The following is a 23,308-nucleotide window of genomic DNA, read 5'->3' as shown; positions in this document are numbered from 1 at the left end:
ATTTGCCTATTAAACAGCTTGACGTAATTGTTCTTCTTGTAAAACTCTCTTATTTATATTTTCTTCTTTTCTCTGGCAAACGTTATTGCGAATAAGCGCTGCAATAACAAGTACAGTCCCTATAATATCAAACATTGTGATTTGATACCCTTGCATCATCATAATAGCTAAAGTCGTAATTGGTACAAAATTAATAAATAAAATCCCATTAATGGATGATAAAATTTTCACACCATAGTTCCAAGCAAGTAGCGCTACAATACCTGGCAATGTCATCATGAATAACAAATCATATTTCACAATAGAAATCGTTCCCATACTCGGAACTGAAATATATCCAAGCGACGTAATAATTACCGTTATAATTCCTGTAACAGTCGTACCGAATACACACGTCAACGTAGAATAACGTAACGTTGACCAATCACTACAAGTTTGACCACCCATCGTATAAATAACCCACCCTACAACACCAATAAATATAAATGCTAATGGGAACATATTATCTTTCAATGTTACAAAGAAACTCATGTCACCTTTTGTAATAACAAACACAGCTCCTACAAAAGCAATAACCATACTCGTTATCATATACTTCTTCGGTTTTATATGCTTATATCCCCATAAAATACAAATAGAAATCATCGGCATAAGTGCTTCCATAATGGAAGCTACCATTACACCCGACTTACCCATTAACATTTGCCCTAAAAATATGAGGACATTATATACTGTAAATGCCATCGTTCCAAAAAAGACGAGTAACTTTCCTCTTCCCTCTAAACAAAATGCCTGTTTTCCTTCTTTCACTAACAACAATACAATCAGCATTATCGCCACTGCTCCATAGCGAATAAGCGAAAAATAAAATGGATCTATGTATTCTAGCGCATGATCAGCAACTGGAAACATCGCTCCCCATGACATACTCGCAATTAAACACGCCAAAGCCCCTATTATCATTTGACCTCTTCTCACCGCAATCCCCCGTTTCTTTCTATTTGCACAAAGAGAATTGTAAAAGAAAAAATATATCACGTAAAATGATTCAAAATGATGTTAACTATCATTTATAATGATAGTTAACATCAAGGGGGATTACAAAATGGAATTAAGAGACTTACAAATCTTTAAAAGCGTTGCCGATCAGGGTAGTGTAAGTAGCGCAGCAAAGGAATTAAATTATGTACAATCAAATGTAACTGCACGTATTAAACAACTAGAAAACGAATTAAAAACCCCACTCTTTTACCGCCATAAACGAGGAATGACTTTAACAGCTGAAGGAAGAAAAATGCTCGTTTATGTTAGTAAAATTTTGCAAGATGTCGACGAACTAAAACAAGTATTTTTAGATAGCGAAACACCTTCTGGTATATTAAAAATCGGTACAGTCGAAACAGTAAGTACACTGCCTACCATTTTATCTTCTTACTATAAAAGCTATCCGAATGTCGATTTATCATTACAAGCGGGTCTAACAGAAGAATTAATTAGAGAAGTACTTGATCATCAATTAGATGGCGCCTTTATATCAGGTCCTATTAAACATCCACTAATCGAACAATACGATGTTAGTACAGAGAAATTAATGCTTATAACACAAAATAAAGCCTTTCATATAGAAGAATTTACAACAACGCCTCTACTCGTTTTTAACCAAGGATGTGGATACCGCTCCAAACTAGAACGTTGGCTTAAAGACGAAGGTTTGCTACCAAAAAGAATTATGGAATTCAATATATTAGAGACAATATTAAACAGTGTTGCACTCGGTCTCGGAATTACACTCGTACCACAGTCTGCTGTCCATCATCTTTCTAAAGCAGGTAAGGTACATTGTCATGCAATCCCTGAAAAATACGGCAGTATTTCAACGGTTTTCATACGCCGTAAAGATAGCTATATGACGAATTCAATGCGTAGTTTTTTAAAAACAATTGAAGACCATCATCATATCAATATGCTGTGAAAGACATTCTTACATGAATGTCTTTTTTTCTTACAAAAGTGTAAGTCTTTCGTAAGCTAATTCGATAGTTGGAAGTATCCATATTCCCTATAATTAAGACATAAGCAGGGCAACAACTATTCGAAAAGGAGCGGATACGCATGATGAACAATATGAAATCAAATAAATTTTTAAATACAATGGGCATGGTGCTATCCGCACTTGTCGATGCAAAAGCTGTTGCAACTACATTAAACAAATAAGGAGAGATTATAATGAACAACATTACTTTCAACAAATCAGACTTTATCGGACTTGCAAGTGGAGCTACTCTTCTTACGGCTTTCATTTATACACTTGCTCAAGGTCTTATTTAACACTTTGTTTCCCCAAACCCCTTTATATATAGAAAAAGCTCCTCGTCTTATAGACAAGCAGCTTTTTAGTTTGTCCCGCTTTAATGGGCAGTAAGACCCCCACCTCAAAATTCAGCGAAAGCAAAGAAGTTAGGTGGGGGTCGGGCTGCCTATAAAAGTCCGATTGGTTCAACTAATAATCAGTGGGGGATGAAGAACCCCCACACTGATTAAAGTTTCACTTTATTTCATATACAATTTGACCTGTTTTCGTAATATCATATCCGCCAATCGCATTTAATTCATTATGAAATTCTTCCGATTGCAGAATGTCTTTCACAACTTCAATCAGCTCTTCATTTTCTTTATTCTTCAAAATTACTAAATCATACTGTTCTTTCATGATTGGAATAAAGTCCACATTTACAATTTGCGAAAACTTTTCTGAACCTACTCCTACATCAGCTTTTCCATTTGCAACTTGCGTGGCAACACCAAGATGATTCGATTCTTCCCATTCATATCCACTAATATCAGCTTTATTTAATTTTCGGATTCGTAATTGTTCATCCACTAACACTCTAATACCAGAACCCTTTTCTCGATTCACAAACTTTATAGTGGACCCGGATATGTCAGCCCATGTCTTTATTTTCTTCGGATTTCCTTTTTGAACATAAAACCCTACATTTCTGGACAATAAATTAATCATAAGACATGGCTGTCCTACTAAAATACGTTTTACGTAAGGAATATTATATGTACCCGTTTCACCATCAAACAAATGCAAACTAACGATACTTCCTTCTCCTTGATACATTTTCACTAAACTCGTTAAGCTACCTTGATACGCTCTTAAAACATTAGAACTTGGCAAACGATTTTCTATACGTTTAGCTAACATATCTAACGTTAGTTCTTGACCACTAATAATACACGTGTTCAAGATACTACTACCATCGTTTTTTACAGGATTAACTTGTACTTTCCCTGTTTTCATTTGCTTTATATATTGATCTAAATCTGCTGCATCAATGCGCATCTGTCTACCAACTCTATAAGAAGGAAGTTCTCCTTTTTTAATTAAGTCGTATACAGTTAATTTTGATACTTTTAATCGCTTTGCTACTTCTTCCGTTGTGTAGGAATGATGATCCATAGACGATTCCTCACTTTCTCCTTTCATTGTAACAAAGAAAAGAATATTTCTCCTATTTTTTAAAAATAGACTTATGTTCAAATTATATTCAAATATAACTAGTTATATTTAGTTATATTTAGTTATAATTAGATGTGTCAAAATGAAAGGGGATTTTTTTATGAATAAATTTATATTACGTTCCATCGGGGCACTTATACTTTCTTTCCTTCTTATATTTAGCGCTGCTTGTACAAGTGGGGAAAAGCATACAAAGTCAGCTGCTAAAGAGGATAAAACAGTTGAACTGACTATCTCAGCTGCTGCAAGCTTACAAGATGCATTAAAAGAAATCGAAAAACAATATAAAGAAAAAGAGCCAAATATCAAACTTTCTTTTAACTTCGGTGCTTCTGGAGCACTTCAACAACAAATTGAACAAGGTGCACCTGCTGATTTATTCTTCTCAGCAGCAGAAGATAAATTCCAAACCCTTGTAAAAAAAGGATTCATTAATGAAAAAGAAGGGAAAAATCTTCTTGGAAATGAACTAGTTCTAGTCATCCCTAAAGATAGTTCTCTTACAAAATTTCAAGATTTAAAAGATGAGAAAATCAAAAAAATTGCACTTGGTACACCTGAATCTGTACCTGCTGGCAAATATGCAAAGGCTTCTCTAACACACGAAAACCTTTGGAATGATGTTCAAAATAAAGTCATATTTACAAAAGATGTTCGCCAAGTGTTAACATATGTAGAAACAGGGAATGTCGATGCTGGTATCGTATACAAAACAGATGCTCTCATTTCGGATAAAGTAAAGATTGGTGAGACAGCAGCAGCTACTTCTCATGAGCCAATCCACTATCCTTTAGGTGTTATAAAGGAATCTAAACATAAGAAAGAGGCGACTTCATTTTATGAGTATTTGCAGTCAAAAGATGCACAATCTATCTTTAAAAAATATGGATTTACAGTCCTGTCGTAATTACTATGAGCATTGATGCTATTTTATCGCCTGTCTTTCTATCTTTAAGAGTAGCTGCATGCGCCACTATTCTCGTTACAATTTTAGGGACAATTGTCGGGCGAGCACTAGCTCGCTCCTCATGGCGATATAAAGTACTATTAGAAACCATATTTTTATTACCAATGGTACTTCCACCAACTGTTATCGGCTTCTTTCTCATTATCATCTTTGGAAACAACAGCCCAATCGGAAAGTGGGTTGAATCATTATTTCAGCAGTCTATTATGTTCACATCTACTGCTGCGATCATTGCTTCTACAGTTGTTGCATTTCCGCTTATGTACCAATCAGCGAAAACGGGATTTTCTATCGCAAATGTACAAATTGAAGAAAGTGCTCGTGACCTTGGCGCAAGTGAATATCAAGTTTTTCTGCACGTTACACTTCCGCTCGCATTTCCTGCCTTACTAAGCGGGATGATTTTGAGCTTTGTCCGCGCGCTCGGTGAATTTGGCGCTACACTTATGTTTGCCGGGAACATTCCTGGTAAAACACAGACAATCCCAACTGCAATTTACATGGCTATTGATGCAAGTAATATGCAACTCGCATGGACACTTGTAGTTATTACTATCGGTATGTCACTCGTATTTCTACTATGTATTCAACTTATTAATAAAAGAATTACTAACTCTTAAAGCAGCTTTTTTCGAAGCTGCTTCTTTATTTCTTAGGAAATAAAATATACCACCGGGAAATAACTGAATTTTACCTCTTATTAAAATATACATTTTATTTGAATTCACTTTCTAAAATAGGCAATTTCCTGTTATTATATGGAGGTGTTTCAAAAAATGAAGAAATGAAAACGCATTTATATCGTGAATTCTTCATCCTGTTTTAGCGATCGGTAATCTTCTACTCTATTAGTGGGGCATTACCGATCGTTAGAACGATATGTAACTATATTGGTATAGCAAACCGAAGGGAGTCTTGTAATGGACATTTTATTAGCGCTTCTTCCTGCAATTGCATGGGGAAACATCTTATTAGTAAGCGTAAAAATGGGCGGTGGTGCATATAGCCAAACGGTAGGTATGACAATCGGTGCTCTATTCTTCGCAACAATTATGTATGTATTTACTCAACCAGCTTTAACAATGACAATCTTAATTGTTGGTTTTATTTCAGGTTTATTCTGGGCTTTAGGACAAGTAAACCAATTAAAAACAGTTGAAAAACTAGGTGTTTCAACTACTGTAACGATTTCTACTGGTATGCAACTTGTTGCAACTTCTATCTTTGGGGTTATCGCTTTCCGTGAGTGGACTACTACTACAACGATCATTCTGGGAACGATTGCAATCCTATTAATCGTAGTTGGTGTTGTATTCACATCATTAGATGATAAAGAAAATGCTCAGCCACCTGGACAATTGAAAAAAGGACTTCTTACTTTAATTGTTTCTACTTTCGGCTATCTTGTATATGTAATTATTATTCGTTGGTATAATATCGATGGTTGGTCTGCTATTTTACCACAAGCAGTTGGTATGTTTGTTGGTGCGGTTGTACTGACGTCTAAACATAAACCATTTAACAAATATGCAATCCGTAATGCTTTGTCTGGTTTACTATGGGGAACTGGAAACTTATTCTTACTTCTTTCATTACCACGTGTTGGAGTAGCAACAAGCTTTCCATTATCTCAAACTGGAATCGTTATCTCAACATTCGGTGCGATTGTATTCTTAGGTGAAAAGAAAACAAAACGTCAATTGATCTTTATTGCACTCGGTAGTGTTTTAATTATTGGCGGCGCTGTATTACTTGGTATGACAAAAGCATAATCTTATATTCTATTAGTAAACCCCTGAAGCATATGTACTTCAGGGGTTTTTTAATTCTAATTATTTTCTAGATATAATTATTTGTATGTTCTTGCCCCTTATAATTGCTCTTCCACTCTAGCAAACCAGCTACACATATAAAGAGATTAATAATAGCTAATATTAGCATGACGTATAAACCAGTAGAAATATAAATTACAATGCTAACTACGTTATATAAAATCCATAAATGCCAGTTTTCTAATATTTTTCGACTTAACATAAATTGAGCCACTAGTCCCAATACGGCATTTAAAGCGTCTAAATATGGACTTGTTGACTCTAAATAACGGACTTGATAATAACCCCAACCAATCCAAGCAACTAAAATAAAACTTATATAAAAAGTCCATCCTTTCAAATCTAAACGAACTGTTGCTTTTACCTCTCCCTCCCCACTTCGTGCAATCCAATAATACCAACCATATACATTAAATATAAATTGAAAAGCGGCTAATACTGCCATTGCATATAAACCTTGTGTAATAAAAATGTATAGAAATACCGCAACAGTAATCATGCCAAATAAAAAGTTGGATACTTTTTCTCTCGCTAATAACCAAACATTAATGATCCCCATAATTGATGCGAAAATTTCAATATAACTCGATTGAATATACAATCCAACTAATACACAAATAATACTAGAAACAAGTAAAAAAAGTGAACTTCTAACCATATTTATCTCTCCCCAGATGTGTAATAAATTCCCTATCACCAGTATAAGGAATAGCCCTTTCCTTTACCATGAATTTCCTCCTTCTCATTATCCATTCCATCTACGGTAAGTCTTTTCTTTTTACAAAATTCTCTTAAAGATGATATCGTTTTTATAACATATCTCTACTAGAAAGGAATAAAGGATATGCTAACTAAACATCGAATTTTATTTATTGGTGCCGGTCGTATGGCAGAAGCTATATTTTCCGGATTACTTAAAACAAGCAAAGAGTACATCGAAGAAATTATCGTCTCTAACCGAAGCAACATAGAAAAGCTAAAACAGTTACAACATCGATATAATGTGTCTACTACAACAGATTGGAAACAGCATGTTACATCTGTTGATACGGTTGTTTTAGCAATGCCACCTTCGGCTCATGAAGAGTTATTAGCTGAGCTATCTCCGTTAATATCAAATCAACTAGTCGTAACAGTAGCAGCTGGCATTGGACCATCTTATTTAGAAGCTAGACTCCCAAAAGGCACGCCTGTTGCTTGGATTATGCCTAATACAGCTGCTGAAATTGGAAAGTCTATCTCCTTATATACAATGGGACAATCAGTAAACGAGATACATCAAGAAACCCTGCAACTACTTTTAAAAGGTATTGGTACTTCGCAACTTTGTACTGAGGAAGAAATTCATCAGCTTACTGCAGTTACTGGAAGTGCACCAGCCTTCCTTTATTACTTTGCTGAAAGCTTAATTGAAGCAACAAAAAGTTATGGAGTTGATGAAGAAACCGCAAAACATCTTGTCATTCAAATGATTTCTGGCTCTGCTTCTATGCTTGAACAAACGCAAAATCCAGCTAACCTTCGCGAACAAGTAACAACGCCAGGTGGTTCCACAGCTGAAGGTCTCAAAACTTTATACGAATATAATTTTTCAGAGGCAATTCAAAAAGCAGTAGAAGCAACAAACAAAAAAGCTAGGGGGAAATAATATGATTTTAACAAGTTTAAAAGACTATACAACATTACATAACGGTGTAAAAATGCCTTGGTTTGGTTTAGGTGTTTTTAAAGTAGAAGATGGTTCAGAAGTAATTGATTCTGTAAAAGCAGCAATTAAAAATGGCTACCGCAGCATCGATACTGCAGCAATCTATCAAAATGAAGAAGGCGTTGGGCAAGCGATTCGTGAATCCGGTGTTTCACGTGAAGAATTATTTATTACCTCAAAAGTATGGAATAGCGATCAAGGATATGAAACAACGCTTCAAGCATTTGAAACTACATTAGAGAAATTAGGTCTAGAATATTTAGATTTATATTTAGTACATTGGCCTGTAAAAGGGAAATATACTGAATCATGGAAAGCATTAGAAACACTTTATAAAGATGGCCGTGTTCGCGCTATCGGTGTGAGTAATTTCCACATTCACCACTTACAAGACGTATTTGAAATTGCTGAAATTAAGCCAATGGTCAACCAAGTGGAATACCACCCACGTTTAGCACAAGAAGAGTTACATGCATTCTGTAAAGAACATAATATCCAGCTTGAAGCTTGGTCACCATTAATGCAAGGACAACTACTAGATAATCCAACGTTACAAGAAATTGCGACAAAATATAATAAATCAACTGCGCAAATTATTTTACGTTGGGATTTACAAAACGAAGTTGTAACAATTCCCAAATCAATTAAAGAACATCGCATTATTGAAAATGCAAACATCTTCGACTTTGAATTAAGTGCTGATGATATGAAAGCAATTCAAGCTTTAAATGAAGATCGTCGCGTTGGTCCAGATCCAGATAACTTTAACTTCTAGTAGAAAAACCACTGCCATATGCAGTGGTTTTTCCATTTAAGAAAACTGAAAATTTAAACTATATTCCATTTAGTTGACACTTCATTATTCAAGGTGTAAGATTTTGAATTATCAAAGAAACACAAAAATTAATAAAATTTATTCGTTTACTCATTGTATCAAGAGAGGTGGAGGGACTGGCCCTTTGAAACCTCGGCAACAGGTTCATTTTGAATACTGTGCCACTTCCTGCAAGCTTTATGCTTGAAAGATAGAATGAGGGACTTCGTTTATATACGGGTGCATAACTTGTACGTAAAAATCCCTCTTTCTCAATATGAAAAGAGGGATTTTTTATTTTTCATTTCCCTCATCATCATCCAAACTTAATTATTTAGGAGGAAAATCAAATGAAAAAGAAGTTTGTACCCGGTATTGCATCAGTTGTAGGAGTAAGTATTTTATTAACTGGTTGCGGTAGTTATAAAAACGAAGCAAGCGGAGCAAATGCAAAAGACGAGGCACCTAGTAAACAGGTTTTAAACTTATCTTCACCTACTGAAATACGAACAATGGATACGGCTCGTGCTACAGATACTGATTCTGGTCAAGTAATGAGAAACGTATTTGAAGGTTTGTATAATCTTGGTGAAGGTAACAAACCTGTTCCTGGTGTTGCAAAATCTCATGAAGTAAGTGGCGATAAAACGAAATACACATTCCATTTGCGAGATTCAAAATGGTCAAACGGCACTCCTGTTACAGCTAAAGATTTTGTGTTCGCTTGGCAACGTGCCGTAGATCCAGCAACAGCCTCTGAATATGCATTTTTATTCTTTGATATTAAAAACGCAACAAAAATTAACAACAAAGAACTTCCAGCCGACCAACTTGGTGTAAAAGCAGTTGATGACCATACGTTTGAGGTAGAATTAGAGCGTCCTGTTCCTTATTTTATTAGCTTAACAGCGTTCCCAACATTTCTACCAATTAATGAGGAATTCTTTAAAGTACAAGGTGATAAGTACGCTTTAGAAGATAATACACTCTTGTACAATGGAGCTTTTACACTAAGCGATTGGAAGCACGAACAAAGCTTTAAATTTAAGAAGAACCCTACCTATTGGGATAAAGATACTGTCAAACTAGAAGAAATCAATTTTAATGTCGTAAAAGAAAAATCAACAGAAGTAAATTTATTCGAGTCAAAACAATTAGATCGTATAAAACTAACATCTGACTTCGTCGATAAATATAAAAAGGATGCTAACTTTAAAGAACGTCCAAACGTAGGCGTACAATTTTTACGTATGAATCAACAAAACAAAGTACTTCAAAACGTTTCTGCACGCCAAGCAATTGATCAAACAATTGATAGAAAATCCTTTGTAAATACGTTATTAAATGATGGCTCTACACCAACATTTGGTCTCGTTCCAAAAAACTTTGCAAAAGGACCTGAAGGAAAAGACTTCCGTACTGCAAACGGCGATTTAACAAAAGTTGATACAAAATCTGCACAAGAGTTATGGAAAAAAGCTAAACAAGAGCTTGGTTCTGAAAAGATAACATTAGAATTATTAACGAGTGATGCTGACCTTGATAAGAAAACTGGTGAATTCTTAAAAGGACAACTAGAAAAGAATCTAGATGGATTAGCAGTAAATATAAAACCTCAGCCGCGTAAGCAACAAGTTTCGCTTTTATTAAAAGGTGACTACGAAATCGGAATTGATGGCTGGAGCCCTGACTTTGCGGATCCAATTACATTCCTTGAGCTATTTACAACGAATAACCCTTATAACTTAGATCATTACTCTAATAAGGAATTCGATGAAACAATAGCAAAAGTGAAAACAACTTTAGCTGGTGATGAAAAAGCTCGCTGGGAAGCATTACTAGCATCCGAGAAAATATTATTTAAAGACTCTGTTATCGCTCCTCTTTACCAAAAAGGCGAATCTTATTTAGAACGTTCTTATGTGAAAGGAATTGTGCAAGTAGACTTTGCAGGTCAATTAAACTTCAAGTGGGCAAAAATTGAAAAATAAAGTGAAACTTTAATAAGTGGGGGTTTCTTCATCCCCACTTATTATTAGCCCACACCAATTGTTTTTTTAGCAAAATATATTAAAAATAGGTTCTCTCACACATGAGAATCTGCTTTTTTAATATATTATTCTGAGAAATTAACAATCTATTTTTATTATTGACATATAGTTCTTTTCAGTGTTAATATTCTAAATAATCAAAGAAACAAAATATTTCACCATCAAAATATAATGTCTACTACGTTGAAACATATAACGATAGATTATAGTTCGACATGTATATACATATAGAACACCTGATTACCTATAAACAAATATTTATAATAGGTTTTATCTCCTTCTATAGCTACTTCAAGACACGGACATTATGACGTTACGAACAACACATTTAGGGAGGAACGAACAATGAAGAAAAAAGTTGTACCTGTTGTTGCATCTGTTTTAGGGGCAAGTCTATTACTAACTGCTTGCGGGGGAAATAAAGATAATGCAAGCGGAGCGAAAGCAAACGATAAAGCACCTGATAAACTGGCAATTAACTTATCATTCGCTTCAGAAATTCCAACAATGGATGTTGCAAAAGCAACGGATGGGGAATCCATGAACGTAATGCGTAATGTTTTTGAAGGGCTATATGCAATGGGAGAAGATAATAAACCGGTTCCTGGTGTCGCTGAGTCGGTTGACATTAGTCCCGATAAAACAAAATATACATTCCATCTCCGTGATTCAAAATGGTCAAACGGTACTCCTGTTACAGCAAAGGACTTTGCCTTCGCTTGGCAACGTGCCGTAAATCCTGATACAGCAGCTGAATACGCATTCTTATTCTTCGATATAAAGAATGCGAAACAAATAAACCAAAAACAATTGCCAATTGATCAACTAGGGGTCAAAGCTGTTGATGATAAAACGTTAGAAGTACAACTAGACCGTCCTGTTCCCTACTTCTTAAGCTTAACTACATTCTCAACATTCTTACCAATTAATGAAGAGTACTTAAAGTCTCAAGGCGATAAATATGGTTTAGAAACAAATCATTTAATTTATAACGGTGCTTTCACATTAGATAACTGGAAACATGAACAAAGCTTCCAATTGAAGAAAAATCCTAACTATTGGGATGCTAAAACTGTAAAATTAGAAGAAATCAACTTCAATGTCGTTAAAGATAAGTCTACAGAAGTGAACTTATATGATTCAGGACAAATTGATCGTGTTGCTTTAACTGCAGAGTTTGTTGATAAATATAAGAGCGATCCAAACTTCAAAGAACGCGCTGAAGTCGGTATTCAATTCTTACGATTAAATCAGAAAAATGAAACATTAAAAAATCAACATGCACGCCTTGCTATTAACGGCGCAATGAATAAAAAAGCTTACGTAGAAACAATCTTAAATAACGGCGCTGTTCCAGCTGAAGGAATGGTTCCTGCGAAATTTACAAAGAGCCCAGAAGGCAATGACTTCCGTAAAGAAAATGGAAATCTAGTCAAGGATGATGTGAAAACAGCTAAAGAAAACTGGAAAAAAGCAAAACAAGAACTTGGTACTGACAAAGTAACAATCGAACTATTAACAAGTGACAATGCTTTAGCTAAAAAGACTGGTGAATATTTAAAAGGTGAATTAGAAAAGAACCTAGATGGATTAACAGTGAATTTAAAACCACAACCACGTAAACAACAGCTAAAACTACTATTAAGTGGTGACTATGAAATTGGTATTGACGGCTGGGGCCCTGACTTCGCTGATCCAATTACATTCTTAGATTTATTTACAACAGATAGTGCTTATAACTTCGATAAATACTCTAACAAAGAGTACGATGAGCTAATTCATAAAGTGAAAACAGATTTAGCTGGCGATGAAAAAGCACGCTTTGAAGCAATGAAGCAAGCTGAAAAAATTCTATTACAAGACGGCGCTGTCGCTCCTTTATACCAACAAGGCCGTTCTTACTTACAACGCTCTTTCATTAAAGGACTTGTAACAACTGACTTCGGTGGTGAGTTTAACTACAAGTGGACAGAAGTTACAAAATAATAAGTGCTAATAAAAAGGTATCCCACCGAGGATACCTTTTTATTTTATACTTCTTTAACTACAGAGCTTCTTCTTCCCTTTACCATTCCTTTTATAGCTAAAGTCATCACTGCTACTGATTGTGTAACCAATACAATAACTAATAATGAAATAATATTTCTCTCTGAACTAACTCCTCCAAATATTATTGTATAATAGCCATTCGCTGCATATGTTGCAGGAAATAATTCACTAATTGTTTGATATGTTTTAGAAAGCATTTCATGTGGCACAGTTACAACCATTTGTGTTAATGAAAGAAAGGCGAAAAAGACTATTGTCAATAATCCTCTTTTCCTTCTTTTTGCATTGAACCAAAACTCATCATAAATATAAACACAAACATCAAATATGTTCTCCACGTCAAAGAAGGTATATGCCCTGACCAAAGATAGCTAACTAAATAATTAATTCCCATAATACAAGACGATATTACTAAACTAATACTTATTAGTTTTACATATTTGAGCATATCTTTTCTCCTTGTTTTTATTTTTCTACTTCTTCAAACTGTAGATTCACCGGATCTTCTAAAAGTGTTTCATAAAAGTTCTCTGCCAAATCTGTTGAAGGGATTTTTTCATCTACTTCATCAAATCGAATACTATCTAGCCACACACAGCCTTCTCCTGATAATAAAACACCAAATGCAATACCAAGTGCTTCTTCTTTTATATCTAATACAACCGAGTACGATTGCCAGTTATTCGTATTTTTAATGGGGCGATTTTGCATATTATCCATAGCGAGCGGTTCTGTATCTTTTCCATCTACTCGCATCCACAATCCTGCCCAATCTCTTACATTTTCACTCTTAATAAATGCTGTAAAACGTAATCTCTTCCCTACATATTTATCCGCTCGGAACATTTGCATTAATGTTGAAAATCCTCCATGCGTAACATTCTCTTTTGCTTTTATGTATGCAGATACTTTTCCTTGATGGACAACTTCATAATCTAAACCCATCTCATATTCAGCAGGATGACTTCCACTTAAGATCCATCCTTTCGGTATACCTTTTTGCATTGAAACACCCTCTCTTTCTATATAAAATGACTGAAAGTACTTTCGATATTTCTTTGGTGGCAATTGAAACATTCTTTTAAAAGCTCTCGTAAATGCCTCTTGTGAGGAAAAACCGTATTGCACTGCAATATCAATAACAGCTCTCTCCGTTGACACTAAAACTTGCGCAGCATGAGTTAACCTTCTCTTTCGAATATAATCTGTTACACTCATCCCAACATATCTTTGAAAGATGCGATGAAAATGGTACATCGATACTGCACTGTGGGATGCCACTCTTTCTGTTGTAAGCTCCTCATGTAAGTGATTCTCTATATATTCAATTGATTTTTTTATTATCTCTTTATATTCTTCATGCATTTTAGCCCCTCCCTCACAACTTCAATTTACCATATACATACAAATCGTTTTTGATTTAAATTGCGGATTAGTCCTTGTGACTGCAGGATAATAATTTATTTTCAACACATACATAATTACATGTTTTTTGGAAAAACTTGTATAGAACGAATTTACATAAGGAGGAATTTATAATGAGAATTCTACTATCAGTTTTATTAGCTCTTATGCTAGTACCTGCATTAACAGGATGTAAAGCTCCTGCCAAAGAAGACACAACTTCTAATAAAAAGACGACTGAAGAAGCAAAAAATGAGGCTCCTGCAGATTTAAAACTAAACTTCAATGAATTTGATTTAAAGGCAGACTACCAAGATACAAAGAAAGACTACGAAGCAGACTATAAAAATGTAGCAGCTGACAAGAAAATGGAAGCAAAAATTGAAGATCATAAAGCAGATGTAAAATTAACAGGAGACGAGGCTATCACAAAATTAAGCCCACTTCTACAAGAATTAAAATTTGATAAAGATACTCCTGACCAAGAAGTAATCGATCAAGTAGTGAACGTGTTCAAACTTGATAAAGACTATCAAAAATTCGATTTAGAAGTTGTCTTCTCTGATGGAACGAAAAAAGAATATAAAAGAGAAATAAAATAAAGAAGTAGGCGGTAGTAAGAAGAAAAAATAACCTTGCATAGGCAAGGTTATTTTTTCGTTTCTGCTTGAAAACGTTTATAGTATGTCGATGCTGTTGCAAAATTAATTTCTATATCACGAATCAACGATGAATCTTCTTCTTTAGCTAACTTCTGTAATTTTTTCATTGCTTGTTCCGATTCATTCAAGAAACCGACATATACCTCATGTTCTTGCTCTTTCGACTTCGGAACACGAATTTCTTTTCGTATATGATCAATATCTTCTAACATGCTCGTTGTTACCTTTTGCACATCTTCTTTGTATGTAGCAGTCGTTATTTCCTTACCGCCCTTTTCTTTTGCCACTTCAAATAACTGCAGTGCGTTATTAATTTCTTTATTCATTTTCAAATCGTATTTTTCATGTACTGCAAGGTATTCTTTCATTTCTTCTGTTTGTTCTGTAGATTGCTCTACCTTTTCTTTCGGTTCTTTCGTATCCTTATTTCCATTACATCCTGCTAGAAGGATCATACTTCCCATTACAGCAATACCCAAAACCTTCTTCATCTCTTCTTCTCCTTTTATCTACAGCTACTACTCATTATAGTTTCTTTTATCTTCACTTGTTATTATACCGAGAACATCCTACTTTTTACACTTAAGACGACATCGTAACATGTATACCAACATGTTTGTCACAGTATCGTCACTTTATACAAATAACTTTTGCACTGCTTTACTACTCACCTTACAAAACTGTAAGCACACATAAAGAACAAACCATGCTAGACTTACATATGCATAACGCAAACATATGTAAGGTTTTAAGGAGAATCATCTATGTACAACACAATACCTTTTATGGGAGAAGATATTCGTGTCCTTATTCGCGAAAAATCACTTCATATCGAAAATACAGAGAGCCTTCGCCGCGTATTAAAGAAGAAGCATGCTCCATTTAAGTTAGCTCAATATTTAAAACAACAACATACAAATCAATTTCATACCGTGCTCAATATATCGGATAAATCATTAACAATCGAAATCATCGGTCATGTCTACATTGGAAACTTTGCAGATACCTTAAAGGAAATCCCACGTATACCGAAGATTGCTCCTATTATCGTTAAAAAAGCGTATAAAATTACTGACCATACCGATATTATCGACTGTGGGGAAAAAGAAGTCGATAGTAATCGCTGGGTGTGGGATAAACTTGCTGTTTTATATGATACGATCATGAATAATATGTATGAGGTATTTCAAAGAAATGAAAAAAAGAACTGATTCAAACATTCCCTTTGAATCAGTTCTTTTTTGTTAAGCCTCTAAATTTTGTTTTTGCTGCAGTTCAAACTGCTTCTCACTTCTTCTGGCCATAAATAGATAACATAACACTGCTCCTACTTCACAAAGCGCAATAACAACCCCCATCGGTAATGCTGTATTACTTCCACCGATACCTACTAGCGGCGCAACAAGAGCTCCTGAAATGAACTGTAATAAGCCTAATAAAGCTGATGCTGTTCCTGCAGCTTGTTTCTGATTTCTCATCGCTAATGAAAACCCAGTTGTTGATACAACCCCGACACTTGATACGACAAGGAATAACGAACATAAAACACCGATTAAACCTATTCCTAGTACGATTGTCAGTAGTAAAGATAGGCCACCAACAGCTGCGATAATAATACCAGCAACAAATAATGTCTTCTCATTCACTTTCCCCGCTAAACGACCCGTTACCTGACTAGCAATAATAATACCGATGCCGTTAATCGCAAAGAATAAACTAAATTGCTGTGGTGATGCTCCGTATATGTTCTGCAACACAAATGGTGAGCCCGAAATGTATGCAAACATTGCCGCTGTTACTAATCCTTGTGACAATGCATATCCCATAAACAGACGGTCCTTTAACAATTTTCCGTACGTCGCCAAAGTCCCTGACAAACCACCCGTTTCTCTTTCTTCAGGAGGTAATGTTTCACGCAATACAAAAGTAGCTGAGATTAACATGAATACACTAATTGCTCCAAGAACGATGAAAACACCGCGCCACGTTGTAAACTGTAATAATTGCCCCCCAATAATCGGTGCCAAAATAGGTGCTGCTCCGTTTACTAACATAAGCAGTGAGAAAAACTTCGTCATTTCAGAACCTGAATACATATCACGTACCATCGCACGTGATATAACAATCCCGGCTGATCCTGAAGCTCCTTGTAGGAAGCGCAATAACACTAATGTCCAAATAGATGGCGCAACAGCACAAAGTAAAGAAGAAGCAACATAAATAATAAGAGCAATAATAAGAGGTTTGCGTCTTCCGTAAATATCACTAATTGAGCCAACAAATAATTGTCCTACTGACAGCCCAAGCAAACAAGCTGTTAATGTAAGCTGCGCGAGGGATGCACCTGTTTGCAAATCATCCGTTAACTTCGGTAATGAAGGCAAATACATATCAATAGATAATGGTCCAATCGCCGTAAGTGTTCCTAATACAAGAATCATCCATAACCTGTTTGCCTTTACAGGTTTATATATTTCGTGATTAACTTCATTCACTTTTTCAATTCACCCTTTCCTATACAAACTGAATCGTAACAATTATAGTTACATCATAAACATACGTCAAGTACAGCGCATTTTCCTCTTTCATAATGTAAAAAAAGCGATAGAAATTCTATCGCTTTACTTTTTCACATTGCTATTCGTAAATTTAGATACTGAGGACATCATCTCTCCCGTATCTAAATATGTAATTTGAATTGGGTCTCCTACTTCTGTAAACATAGCATATGGGAATTTCTTCACCGGTATCATAAATACCTTTTGTTCATTCTCTAAAAGTACGTACACGATTGTATTTTCACCTGATTTTTCTTTATATACACGTTGTACAATACCTTCTTTTTGCGCTTCTTTTCCTGTTGAGGTTGGTCTAAATGTATCACCATTACCGCTCATTACGTTTTTATAATTCTCAAGCGCTTCTTTCTGCGAAGAACCTGTCGCAAATATTTTTGCATTAGCAGCATATACAACTGTATGTGCACGTACTAGGCCTCCGTCATCAACAACCGGAATAATCCAAGCTGGTTTACCGTATACGTTATAAATGACAGGCATTGTCCCATGCCATTTCTCTCTCTTAAAGGAATTATCTACTACTTCTGTAGCTGCTGAACCATCCATAATCCCCTTTACTTCTTTTCCATTATAGTAATATAGCTTGCCTGTGCGTGCATCTACTAATGAATAGCCTAGGGCTGAATCTACTCCTTCTTTTGGAGAAGTAAAGTCTGTAAAATAATACAGTGTTCCATCTTTACCAAAGATCGGGGTCACGCCTTCTTTCGTTCCCCACTCAGTCGGAATTTTCATATCTGTTTGTGAGAATTTCGTATTCCAAAATCCGTGAATATATTTACCAAAGTACGTATTTAACGTAGATGCAGTCTCATGATTTAATACACCATCAACAAATTTAGGTGCCTTTCCTTTATCATATCTTTTCACTTCACCTGTTTGTGCATCTACTACGACAACACCTTCTACCTCAAATCCAGATCTTCCTGAAATAAATTCACCATACGTCATTGTATAATATGGTTTTCCTTTATCATCAACCTCAAATTTGGGTTTTCCTTTAAAGATTAAATTTGGTTCTGCTTGCCTTACCACACGCTCTAAATTATTACCAAAAAACATGCTTGGCACATATTTCATTTTATAACCGAGGTGCAGTTTCGCTTCCGCATCAGGATTCGTACCTGACATCGTTACATACCCTGGAATTGTCTCAGCTTTACGCGCTTTAAAAAATCCTGAAACTTCAATCGGCGCTACATATAAAGCTTCGCCGTTTACCATTTGTGGCGTTAATTCTCCTAGCTCAAAATAAGCTACTTTCGGAATATCACCAAATACTTTTTTCATCTTATTCTCCGCTGTCTTTGGCGGCACTGTAAACGGCTGGTCATTTTCAGTAAATGGCTCTGAAATATCTTTCTCTATCTTAACAACAGAATCATATTTCTTTTGCGAGATTACTATATCGTGCAAATAACCAAAGTAGCCGTAACTTGCGAGTAAAATAAACATTAGAAGTCCTTTTAATGTACCTTCTAATTTCCCTATTTGATCTTGTGAAAATAAAACAAGCCCAATTAAAATTGCTACTGCAACAGAATAATGAGTAAGAATCGAGTCTACCCGATCATCAATTAGCCAAAAGTATTCATAGATTGCAATACCTATCCAAAATAAAACAGGAATAACTAAAATAGATGATTTCTTACCCTTTACAACCTTCTTATCTCCCTTCTTATCCACTGCTCGAAGCTTACTACTACTTCTTGTCCATGGAATCAAAAACAAAGTAAGAATAGCTAAAACTACAAATTTCATCAAAGGCACTGTCCCCTTTTCTTTTGTATTCCCTTTTAGTATAACAAATAAAGGGTATTAAGGTGAAAATAGGAATAGTTATATTTTTTTACTACTTAATACAATCCCGCTCACTACATATAGAATAGATGCAATATAAAAAATTGTACCAATCGTAAAGAAATCTACTAAATATCCCGTGGCAATAACCGCTACTGCTCCGCCAATGGATGTCCACACATGGTATTTTCCAATCTCATAACCAGCCTTTTCCTGCGCAACCTTTCGTGCTAATGAAGTCTTCTCAGTATTACGCTGCACAGCACCTAAAACTCCCATTACAATTTGAAGAATATACACATGCCATACTTCCGTGGCAATCGGAAAGCAAAGCATTAAGATTGCCATGGACCAAGCGTATATGATTAATAATTTTTTATCACCTACTTGATCAGATACCTTTCCCACTAGTGGATATACAAGTGCTGATGTTAAAGCAAATAAGCCATACGCCCAGCCAAATTGCGAGAAGCTATTTCCAATGTTTCGAAGCAATAATATATAAAAAGGAAATACCATACTTCCTGCCATCATGATGATACTTTGCGAAGCCACAAATCTTCTATATGTCATTTCGTATACTCCCTATAAAATAAATTCACAAATCTCTCTTCTGAATCTACTTCCTTCTTTTTCTTGAGAAATTCTTCAATACGAGGATATGCCCTCTTTAACTGCTCTTTCGTTGGATAAGAATAGTACGGCAAATAGTAACTACCGTTATGCTTTAAAGTAACATCAATCATCTTCCGAATGACATCCTCTGTTTTCTTTATCTCACTCTCTGAGCGTCCCTGGTTAATCAAAAGAACCAGCGCAAACATATCATCTTTCGCATAGGACAAAACTGCATTTTCATTCTTTTCCACGTAACGAATCGTAATGTTGAGTAAATTAAACTCTTCTTCATTTAATACGTTACGTAAATCATCTATATACTCCGTGAAAGCATCTATAGGCACAAAGTATTCTTGTAACACTTCGGTCCTATTTGGATTTTCATATTCCATAAAAGCACTATCTGATCTCATAACATTATTACGCGTCTCATACTTTCCATCTGTACGTTCAAAATAACCTCTTTGTATATCCCAAAACGTATTCTTTCCCCAATCACTATAACGTGATAACCCAAGTAAAAATTTCGGTACCGCTATAATATTTTCTTCCTTTAATTCACTGTACTCTTCTCTCATATTTTGATTTTGTGCCAAAGTATAATCTGTCACATACATCTCTTTTAAAAATGAATTTGGAGCAACAGAAATACGCGCTAAGTGCATACGAACATTCTCATCTCTTTTCACTTTCTCTTTGAAATAAGATGCGTATTCTTTATAATCTATCATTCTCGTGTGCATTTCATATAATTCATCATCTGTTAACTTCAGCGTCACATCTAAAATAACTCCAAATAAACCGTAACCCCCAATGACATATGGAAATAACTCTGCATTTTCTTCTCTACTTACATTACGTACCGTGCCATCTGCCATTAACAATCTAAATGAATCTACTGTATCAATTAGTGCCTCATGACGAATATCACGCCCGTGTACATTTACACTTAATGAACCACCAACAGTAAAAATATTTTGAGACTGCATGACCTGTACCGCAAGGCCATATGGATTTATTTTCTTCTGAATATCATTCCACGTGACACCACTTTGAACTGTAATCCACTTCTTCTCTGGATCAAATTCTAATATTTTATTATATCCTTTCATATCGAGCATCGTGCCATTTGGATAATATGTCTGTCCTCCTTGGCTATGTTGCATGCCTGCAATGGAAATTTTCTCTCCTGAAACTTTTGCATCTCGCACTAATTTTATTAACGAGTGCTCTTCCGTAGCACTTTCAACACGTTTTATTTTTGTCGGAAGCAATTTACCTACATCACTCATAATAGGATGATCAATTTGTTTTTTATACATATGTACAGACGTTGCAAGCAAAACCGTATATGCGACAATGACCACTACTATCTTTCTTTTTTTCAAAGGACACTCTCCTTATTAGCAACAAAAAGAGATACCCGTTCTTTCAGGTACCTCTCTTGACAGTGATTACTTTGCTGCTGGCAATTGTATTGGATCAAATTTATCATACGATGTAAACTTCGCATCCGTAATAATGTGCGCTTTATCCTCACCATTGCTACTCATAACCATATCTATCTTTGCTGATTCATATTTAAAATCTTTTGTAATAATATATTCTCCATCTATTTCTTCTATCTTTGCATTTTGGCCTTGTAGCATTTGTTTCTGCTTTTCATCCATACTAGCTAACATACTCTCTGTCTCTTGCCCTTTTAATGCAAACTTCAGCTTATAATTATCTCCACTTTTCTCCATCTTCACTTTATTTAAAATTTCCGATGGAATCTCTAAATTATCTACCATTCCTTGAGTCGCATTCATTCCGTTAGCATTTAATTGTTCCTCTGGTACAGACATAACTTCACCCGTATTAGGATTTTTCAACTGACCAGCAATTTTGCCACCCACATCATAAACAACAACCTCTGTACCAGAAACATTCATTTCAGAACGAGAATTTTTTTTCTTCGGCTCTAATTGCATTTTGGCCTTTATTACATTCATCTCTGTTCCTTCAGCCTTTATTCCCACATCATATGTCATCGTTACATTTTCTTCGTTTTTAAAAGCTTCATTCGCTTTATTAAAAACATCCTTCGCTGTTAATTCCTTTTCTTTCTGCACAGCTTCTTTTTTCGGTTCATCAGTCTTTTTTGCTTTCTCATTACTACACCCTACTCCTAGACCGACTGCAAGTACTAAACTTGAAATTAAAATAATTTTTTTCATAACGTCCCCTCCTTCCCAAAAATAATATCATCTCTTTTCCTATGAAATCTATATAATTCGTAATATTCTTCTTTAAATTTATTTCCTATATAGCAACATGTTTGAGAAAAAGTTTAAATATGATGTAAATAATAACAACTCATTTCAGGAGGTCATTATGAAAGCTATTATTTGCACAAAGTATGGACCACCTAATGTTCTCCAACTTCAAAATATAGAAAAGCCTAAACCTAAAAAAAATGAAGTATTAGTTAAAATTCACGCAACAAGTGTATCGACTGGAGATTGTAGAATACGTGGCTTTAATAGCCCCCTCTTATTTTGGATTCCTATGCGGATCATATTAGGTTTCAGAAAACCGAGAAAACCTATACTTGGCGTAGAGTTATCCGGTGAAATCGAAGACATTGGAACAGATGTAACACAATTTAAAAAAGGAGATCAAGTTTTTGCATTAACAGAACTAAACCTTGGTGGTTATGCCGAATACACATGCGTGCATGAAAGTGGATTAATAGCATTAAAACCTACCAATGTGACATATGAAGAAGCTGCCGTTATTCCTTTTGGCGGAACTTCAGCATTGCACTTCCTTAGAAAAGGACAGATAAAAAAAGGGCAACGAGTACTTATATACGGCGCCTCTGGGTCAGTAGGGACAGCTGCCGTACAACTTGCGAAATACTTCGGGGCGACTGTCACAGCCATTTGTAGTAGTTCGAATTTCGATTTAGTAACAGCTTTAGGGGCAGACAACGTAATTGATTATATGAAAGAAGATTTTACTAAGCGGGGCGAGCACTATGATATTATATTTGATGCAGTTGGAAAATATAATAAGTCTCTTTGTACAGATGCATTAATGCCTAATGGAAAATATGTATCTGTGAACGGAATGATGGCAAAAGTCAGTAAAGAAGATATGAACCTACTAAAACAACTAGCTGAAACAGAAAAGCTAAAGCCTGTTATTGATAGAACTTACCGATTAGAAGAAATTGCTGAAGCTCATATATATGTAGAAAAAGGACATAAAAAGGGGAACGTTTCGATTACCTTAAAATAAAATATATTCTGAA

At 35.2% G+C, this 23,308-nt stretch carries 24 protein-coding genes and 1 riboswitch; of the genes, 12 read left to right on the top strand and 12 right to left on the bottom strand.

Translation table 11 applies throughout. The features are described from left to right. Nucleotides 1-9 precede the first annotated feature (9 nt). Nucleotides 10-978: a DMT family transporter gene (locus tag MR112_RS26490; protein WP_002182372.1), complete on the bottom strand. Its 969-nt coding sequence runs from the start codon at nucleotides 976-978 to the stop codon at nucleotides 10-12. Between the two features lie 127 nt (nucleotides 979-1,105). On the opposite strand from MR112_RS26490, the gene MR112_RS26485 reads away from it, so the two are divergent. Both MR112_RS26485 and MR112_RS26480 read left to right on the top strand, forming a co-directional pair. Next, entirely contained in the window at nucleotides 1,106-1,972 is an 867-nt protein-coding gene (locus MR112_RS26485; protein ID WP_000423031.1) for a LysR family transcriptional regulator, read from the top strand. A gap of 254 nt (nucleotides 1,973-2,226) precedes the next feature. Beyond that, nucleotides 2,227-2,328: a DUF3948 family protein gene (locus tag MR112_RS26480; RefSeq protein ID WP_001060017.1), complete on the top strand. Its 102-nt coding sequence runs from the start codon at nucleotides 2,227-2,229 to the stop codon at nucleotides 2,326-2,328. A gap of 217 nt (nucleotides 2,329-2,545) precedes the next feature. Here the strand turns inward: MR112_RS26480 and MR112_RS26475 are convergent, their stop codons facing one another. Further along, entirely contained in the window at nucleotides 2,546-3,466 is a 921-nt protein-coding gene (locus MR112_RS26475; protein ID WP_002180310.1) for a substrate-binding domain-containing protein, read from the bottom strand. 160 nt (nucleotides 3,467-3,626) lie between these two features. Here MR112_RS26475 and modA point away from each other — a divergent pair, with 160 nt between their 5' ends. From modA to MR112_RS26460, 3 genes are all read left to right on the top strand, one after another. Beyond that, the gene (gene modA / locus MR112_RS26470; RefSeq protein WP_078386440.1) at nucleotides 3,627-4,433 is read left to right on the top strand and encodes a molybdate ABC transporter substrate-binding protein; all 807 of its coding nucleotides are present in this window, start codon (nucleotides 3,627-3,629) and stop codon (nucleotides 4,431-4,433) included. A gap of 5 nt (nucleotides 4,434-4,438) precedes the next feature. After that, complete coding sequence (gene modB / locus MR112_RS26465) at nucleotides 4,439-5,113, top strand: molybdate ABC transporter permease subunit (protein WP_000020526.1); 675 nt, start codon at nucleotides 4,439-4,441, stop codon at nucleotides 5,111-5,113. A gap of 300 nt (nucleotides 5,114-5,413) precedes the next feature. Continuing rightward, a complete protein-coding gene (locus tag MR112_RS26460) occupies nucleotides 5,414-6,265 on the top strand; it encodes a GRP family sugar transporter (protein ID WP_000353544.1) in 852 nt (283 codons plus the stop codon). A 67-nt stretch (nucleotides 6,266-6,332) separates the two neighbouring features. On the opposite strand, the gene pnuC is transcribed toward MR112_RS26460, so the two are convergent. After that, on the bottom strand, nucleotides 6,333-6,983 hold the full coding sequence (gene pnuC / locus MR112_RS26455) for a nicotinamide riboside transporter PnuC (protein WP_226368416.1): 651 nt from the start codon (nucleotides 6,981-6,983) through the stop codon (nucleotides 6,333-6,335). Between the two features lie 186 nt (nucleotides 6,984-7,169). Between pnuC and proC the strand changes: the two genes are divergently transcribed. The 4 genes from proC (at nucleotide 7,170) to MR112_RS26435 (ending at nucleotide 12,884) form a co-directional block, all read left to right on the top strand. Then, the gene (proC, locus tag MR112_RS26450; RefSeq protein WP_226368417.1) at nucleotides 7,170-7,973 is read left to right on the top strand and encodes a pyrroline-5-carboxylate reductase; all 804 of its coding nucleotides are present in this window, start codon (nucleotides 7,170-7,172) and stop codon (nucleotides 7,971-7,973) included. A gap of 1 nt (nucleotide 7,974) precedes the next feature. Continuing rightward, the gene (locus tag MR112_RS26445; RefSeq protein ID WP_000604203.1) at nucleotides 7,975-8,808 is read left to right on the top strand and encodes an aldo/keto reductase; all 834 of its coding nucleotides are present in this window, start codon (nucleotides 7,975-7,977) and stop codon (nucleotides 8,806-8,808) included. A 152-nt stretch (nucleotides 8,809-8,960) separates the two neighbouring features. Then, nucleotides 8,961-9,065: riboswitch (SAM riboswitch) on the top strand. 132 nt (nucleotides 9,066-9,197) lie between these two features. Further along, nucleotides 9,198-10,838: a peptide ABC transporter substrate-binding protein gene (locus tag MR112_RS26440; RefSeq protein ID WP_226368418.1), complete on the top strand. Its 1,641-nt coding sequence runs from the start codon at nucleotides 9,198-9,200 to the stop codon at nucleotides 10,836-10,838. A 405-nt stretch (nucleotides 10,839-11,243) separates the two neighbouring features. Further along, the gene (locus tag MR112_RS26435) at nucleotides 11,244-12,884 is read left to right on the top strand and encodes a peptide ABC transporter substrate-binding protein (protein WP_226368419.1); all 1,641 of its coding nucleotides are present in this window, start codon (nucleotides 11,244-11,246) and stop codon (nucleotides 12,882-12,884) included. Nucleotides 12,885-12,928: 44 nt separating this feature from the next. Here the strand turns inward: MR112_RS26435 and MR112_RS26430 are convergent, their stop codons facing one another. Genes MR112_RS26430 through MR112_RS26420 form a run of 3 tightly spaced genes read right to left on the bottom strand, consistent with a single transcriptional unit; the run spans nucleotide 12,929 to nucleotide 14,312 of the window. Continuing rightward, on the bottom strand, nucleotides 12,929-13,207 hold the full coding sequence (locus MR112_RS26430; RefSeq protein WP_226368420.1) for a hypothetical protein: 279 nt from the start codon (nucleotides 13,205-13,207) through the stop codon (nucleotides 12,929-12,931). Next, complete coding sequence (locus MR112_RS26425) at nucleotides 13,204-13,395, bottom strand: hypothetical protein (RefSeq protein WP_000922547.1); 192 nt, start codon at nucleotides 13,393-13,395, stop codon at nucleotides 13,204-13,206. Before MR112_RS26425 ends, MR112_RS26430 begins: the two co-directional genes overlap by 4 nt. A gap of 17 nt (nucleotides 13,396-13,412) precedes the next feature. Then, complete coding sequence (locus MR112_RS26420; RefSeq protein ID WP_000544202.1) at nucleotides 13,413-14,312, bottom strand: helix-turn-helix transcriptional regulator; 900 nt, start codon at nucleotides 14,310-14,312, stop codon at nucleotides 13,413-13,415. Between the two features lie 173 nt (nucleotides 14,313-14,485). Between MR112_RS26420 and MR112_RS26415 the strand changes: the two genes are divergently transcribed. Next, nucleotides 14,486-14,953, top strand: coding sequence for a YusW family protein (locus MR112_RS26415; protein ID WP_001221552.1), 468 nt, complete (start codon nucleotides 14,486-14,488; stop codon nucleotides 14,951-14,953). A gap of 47 nt (nucleotides 14,954-15,000) precedes the next feature. Here the strand turns inward: MR112_RS26415 and MR112_RS26410 are convergent, their stop codons facing one another. Further along, a complete protein-coding gene (locus tag MR112_RS26410; protein WP_000756525.1) occupies nucleotides 15,001-15,504 on the bottom strand; it encodes a hypothetical protein in 504 nt (167 codons plus the stop codon). Nucleotides 15,505-15,777: 273 nt separating this feature from the next. On the opposite strand from MR112_RS26410, the gene MR112_RS26405 reads away from it, so the two are divergent. Continuing rightward, entirely contained in the window at nucleotides 15,778-16,224 is a 447-nt protein-coding gene (locus MR112_RS26405) for a hypothetical protein (RefSeq protein ID WP_000282860.1), read from the top strand. A 33-nt stretch (nucleotides 16,225-16,257) separates the two neighbouring features. Here MR112_RS26405 and MR112_RS26400 read toward each other — a convergent pair whose 3' ends face one another. The 5 genes from MR112_RS26400 to MR112_RS26380 form a co-directional block, all read right to left on the bottom strand. Beyond that, nucleotides 16,258-17,517: a multidrug effflux MFS transporter gene (locus MR112_RS26400; protein WP_224200803.1), complete on the bottom strand. Its 1,260-nt coding sequence runs from the start codon at nucleotides 17,515-17,517 to the stop codon at nucleotides 16,258-16,260. A gap of 117 nt (nucleotides 17,518-17,634) precedes the next feature. Beyond that, the gene (locus MR112_RS26395) at nucleotides 17,635-19,353 is read right to left on the bottom strand and encodes a DUF3981 domain-containing protein (protein ID WP_000674040.1); all 1,719 of its coding nucleotides are present in this window, start codon (nucleotides 19,351-19,353) and stop codon (nucleotides 17,635-17,637) included. Between the two features lie 78 nt (nucleotides 19,354-19,431). Next, nucleotides 19,432-19,965 (bottom strand): MFS transporter, encoded by a 534-nt coding sequence (locus MR112_RS26390; RefSeq protein WP_000222352.1) that lies wholly within the window; start codon nucleotides 19,963-19,965, stop codon nucleotides 19,432-19,434. Beyond that, nucleotides 19,962-21,398 (bottom strand): FAD-binding protein, encoded by a 1,437-nt coding sequence (locus MR112_RS26385; RefSeq protein ID WP_166695632.1) that lies wholly within the window; start codon nucleotides 21,396-21,398, stop codon nucleotides 19,962-19,964. The genes MR112_RS26390 and MR112_RS26385 overlap by 4 nt, the downstream gene beginning before the upstream one ends. A 66-nt stretch (nucleotides 21,399-21,464) precedes the next feature. Then, nucleotides 21,465-22,229 (bottom strand): DUF6612 family protein, encoded by a 765-nt coding sequence (locus tag MR112_RS26380; protein ID WP_000720580.1) that lies wholly within the window; start codon nucleotides 22,227-22,229, stop codon nucleotides 21,465-21,467. A gap of 157 nt (nucleotides 22,230-22,386) precedes the next feature. Between MR112_RS26380 and MR112_RS26375 the strand changes: the two genes are divergently transcribed. Then, nucleotides 22,387-23,295, top strand: a complete 909-nt coding sequence (locus MR112_RS26375) for an NAD(P)-dependent alcohol dehydrogenase (RefSeq protein WP_000643856.1) — start codon at nucleotides 22,387-22,389, stop codon at nucleotides 23,293-23,295. Nucleotides 23,296-23,308: the final 13 nt, after the last annotated feature.

Origin of the sequence: Bacillus cereus group sp. BfR-BA-01330 (assembly GCF_022663885.1) — a bacterium.
GTDB lineage: Bacteria > Bacillota > Bacilli > Bacillales > Bacillaceae_G > Bacillus_A > Bacillus_A cereus.
This window is presented reverse-complemented; position numbering and strand designations above follow the sequence as displayed.

Excerpts from the sequence above, each read along its gene's own strand:
- MR112_RS26485 (WP_000423031.1), top strand. The coding sequence starts at position 1,106 with ATGGAATTAAGAGACTTACAAATCTTTAAAAGCGTTGCCGATCAGGGT.
- MR112_RS26480 (WP_001060017.1), top strand. The coding sequence starts at position 2,227 with ATGAACAACATTACTTTCAACAAATCAGACTTTATCGGACTTGCAAGT.
- MR112_RS26475 (WP_002180310.1), bottom strand. The coding sequence starts at position 3,466 with ATGGATCATCATTCCTACACAACGGAAGAAGTAGCAAAGCGATTAAAA.
- modA (WP_078386440.1), top strand. The coding sequence starts at position 3,627 with ATGAATAAATTTATATTACGTTCCATCGGGGCACTTATACTTTCTTTC.
- modB (WP_000020526.1), top strand. The coding sequence starts at position 4,439 with ATGAGCATTGATGCTATTTTATCGCCTGTCTTTCTATCTTTAAGAGTA.
- MR112_RS26460 (WP_000353544.1), top strand. The coding sequence starts at position 5,414 with ATGGACATTTTATTAGCGCTTCTTCCTGCAATTGCATGGGGAAACATC.
- pnuC (WP_226368416.1), bottom strand. The coding sequence starts at position 6,983 with ATGGTTAGAAGTTCACTTTTTTTACTTGTTTCTAGTATTATTTGTGTA.
- proC (WP_226368417.1), top strand. The coding sequence starts at position 7,170 with ATGCTAACTAAACATCGAATTTTATTTATTGGTGCCGGTCGTATGGCA.
- MR112_RS26445 (WP_000604203.1), top strand. The coding sequence starts at position 7,975 with ATGATTTTAACAAGTTTAAAAGACTATACAACATTACATAACGGTGTA.
- MR112_RS26440 (WP_226368418.1), top strand. The coding sequence starts at position 9,198 with ATGAAAAAGAAGTTTGTACCCGGTATTGCATCAGTTGTAGGAGTAAGT.
- MR112_RS26435 (WP_226368419.1), top strand. The coding sequence starts at position 11,244 with ATGAAGAAAAAAGTTGTACCTGTTGTTGCATCTGTTTTAGGGGCAAGT.
- MR112_RS26425 (WP_000922547.1), bottom strand. The coding sequence starts at position 13,395 with ATGCTCAAATATGTAAAACTAATAAGTATTAGTTTAGTAATATCGTCT.
- MR112_RS26420 (WP_000544202.1), bottom strand. The coding sequence starts at position 14,312 with ATGCATGAAGAATATAAAGAGATAATAAAAAAATCAATTGAATATATA.
- MR112_RS26415 (WP_001221552.1), top strand. The coding sequence starts at position 14,486 with ATGAGAATTCTACTATCAGTTTTATTAGCTCTTATGCTAGTACCTGCA.
- MR112_RS26410 (WP_000756525.1), bottom strand. The coding sequence starts at position 15,504 with ATGAAGAAGGTTTTGGGTATTGCTGTAATGGGAAGTATGATCCTTCTA.
- MR112_RS26405 (WP_000282860.1), top strand. The coding sequence starts at position 15,778 with ATGTACAACACAATACCTTTTATGGGAGAAGATATTCGTGTCCTTATT.
- MR112_RS26395 (WP_000674040.1), bottom strand. The coding sequence starts at position 19,353 with ATGAAATTTGTAGTTTTAGCTATTCTTACTTTGTTTTTGATTCCATGG.
- MR112_RS26390 (WP_000222352.1), bottom strand. The coding sequence starts at position 19,965 with ATGACATATAGAAGATTTGTGGCTTCGCAAAGTATCATCATGATGGCA.
- MR112_RS26380 (WP_000720580.1), bottom strand. The coding sequence starts at position 22,229 with ATGAAAAAAATTATTTTAATTTCAAGTTTAGTACTTGCAGTCGGTCTA.
- MR112_RS26375 (WP_000643856.1), top strand. The coding sequence starts at position 22,387 with ATGAAAGCTATTATTTGCACAAAGTATGGACCACCTAATGTTCTCCAA.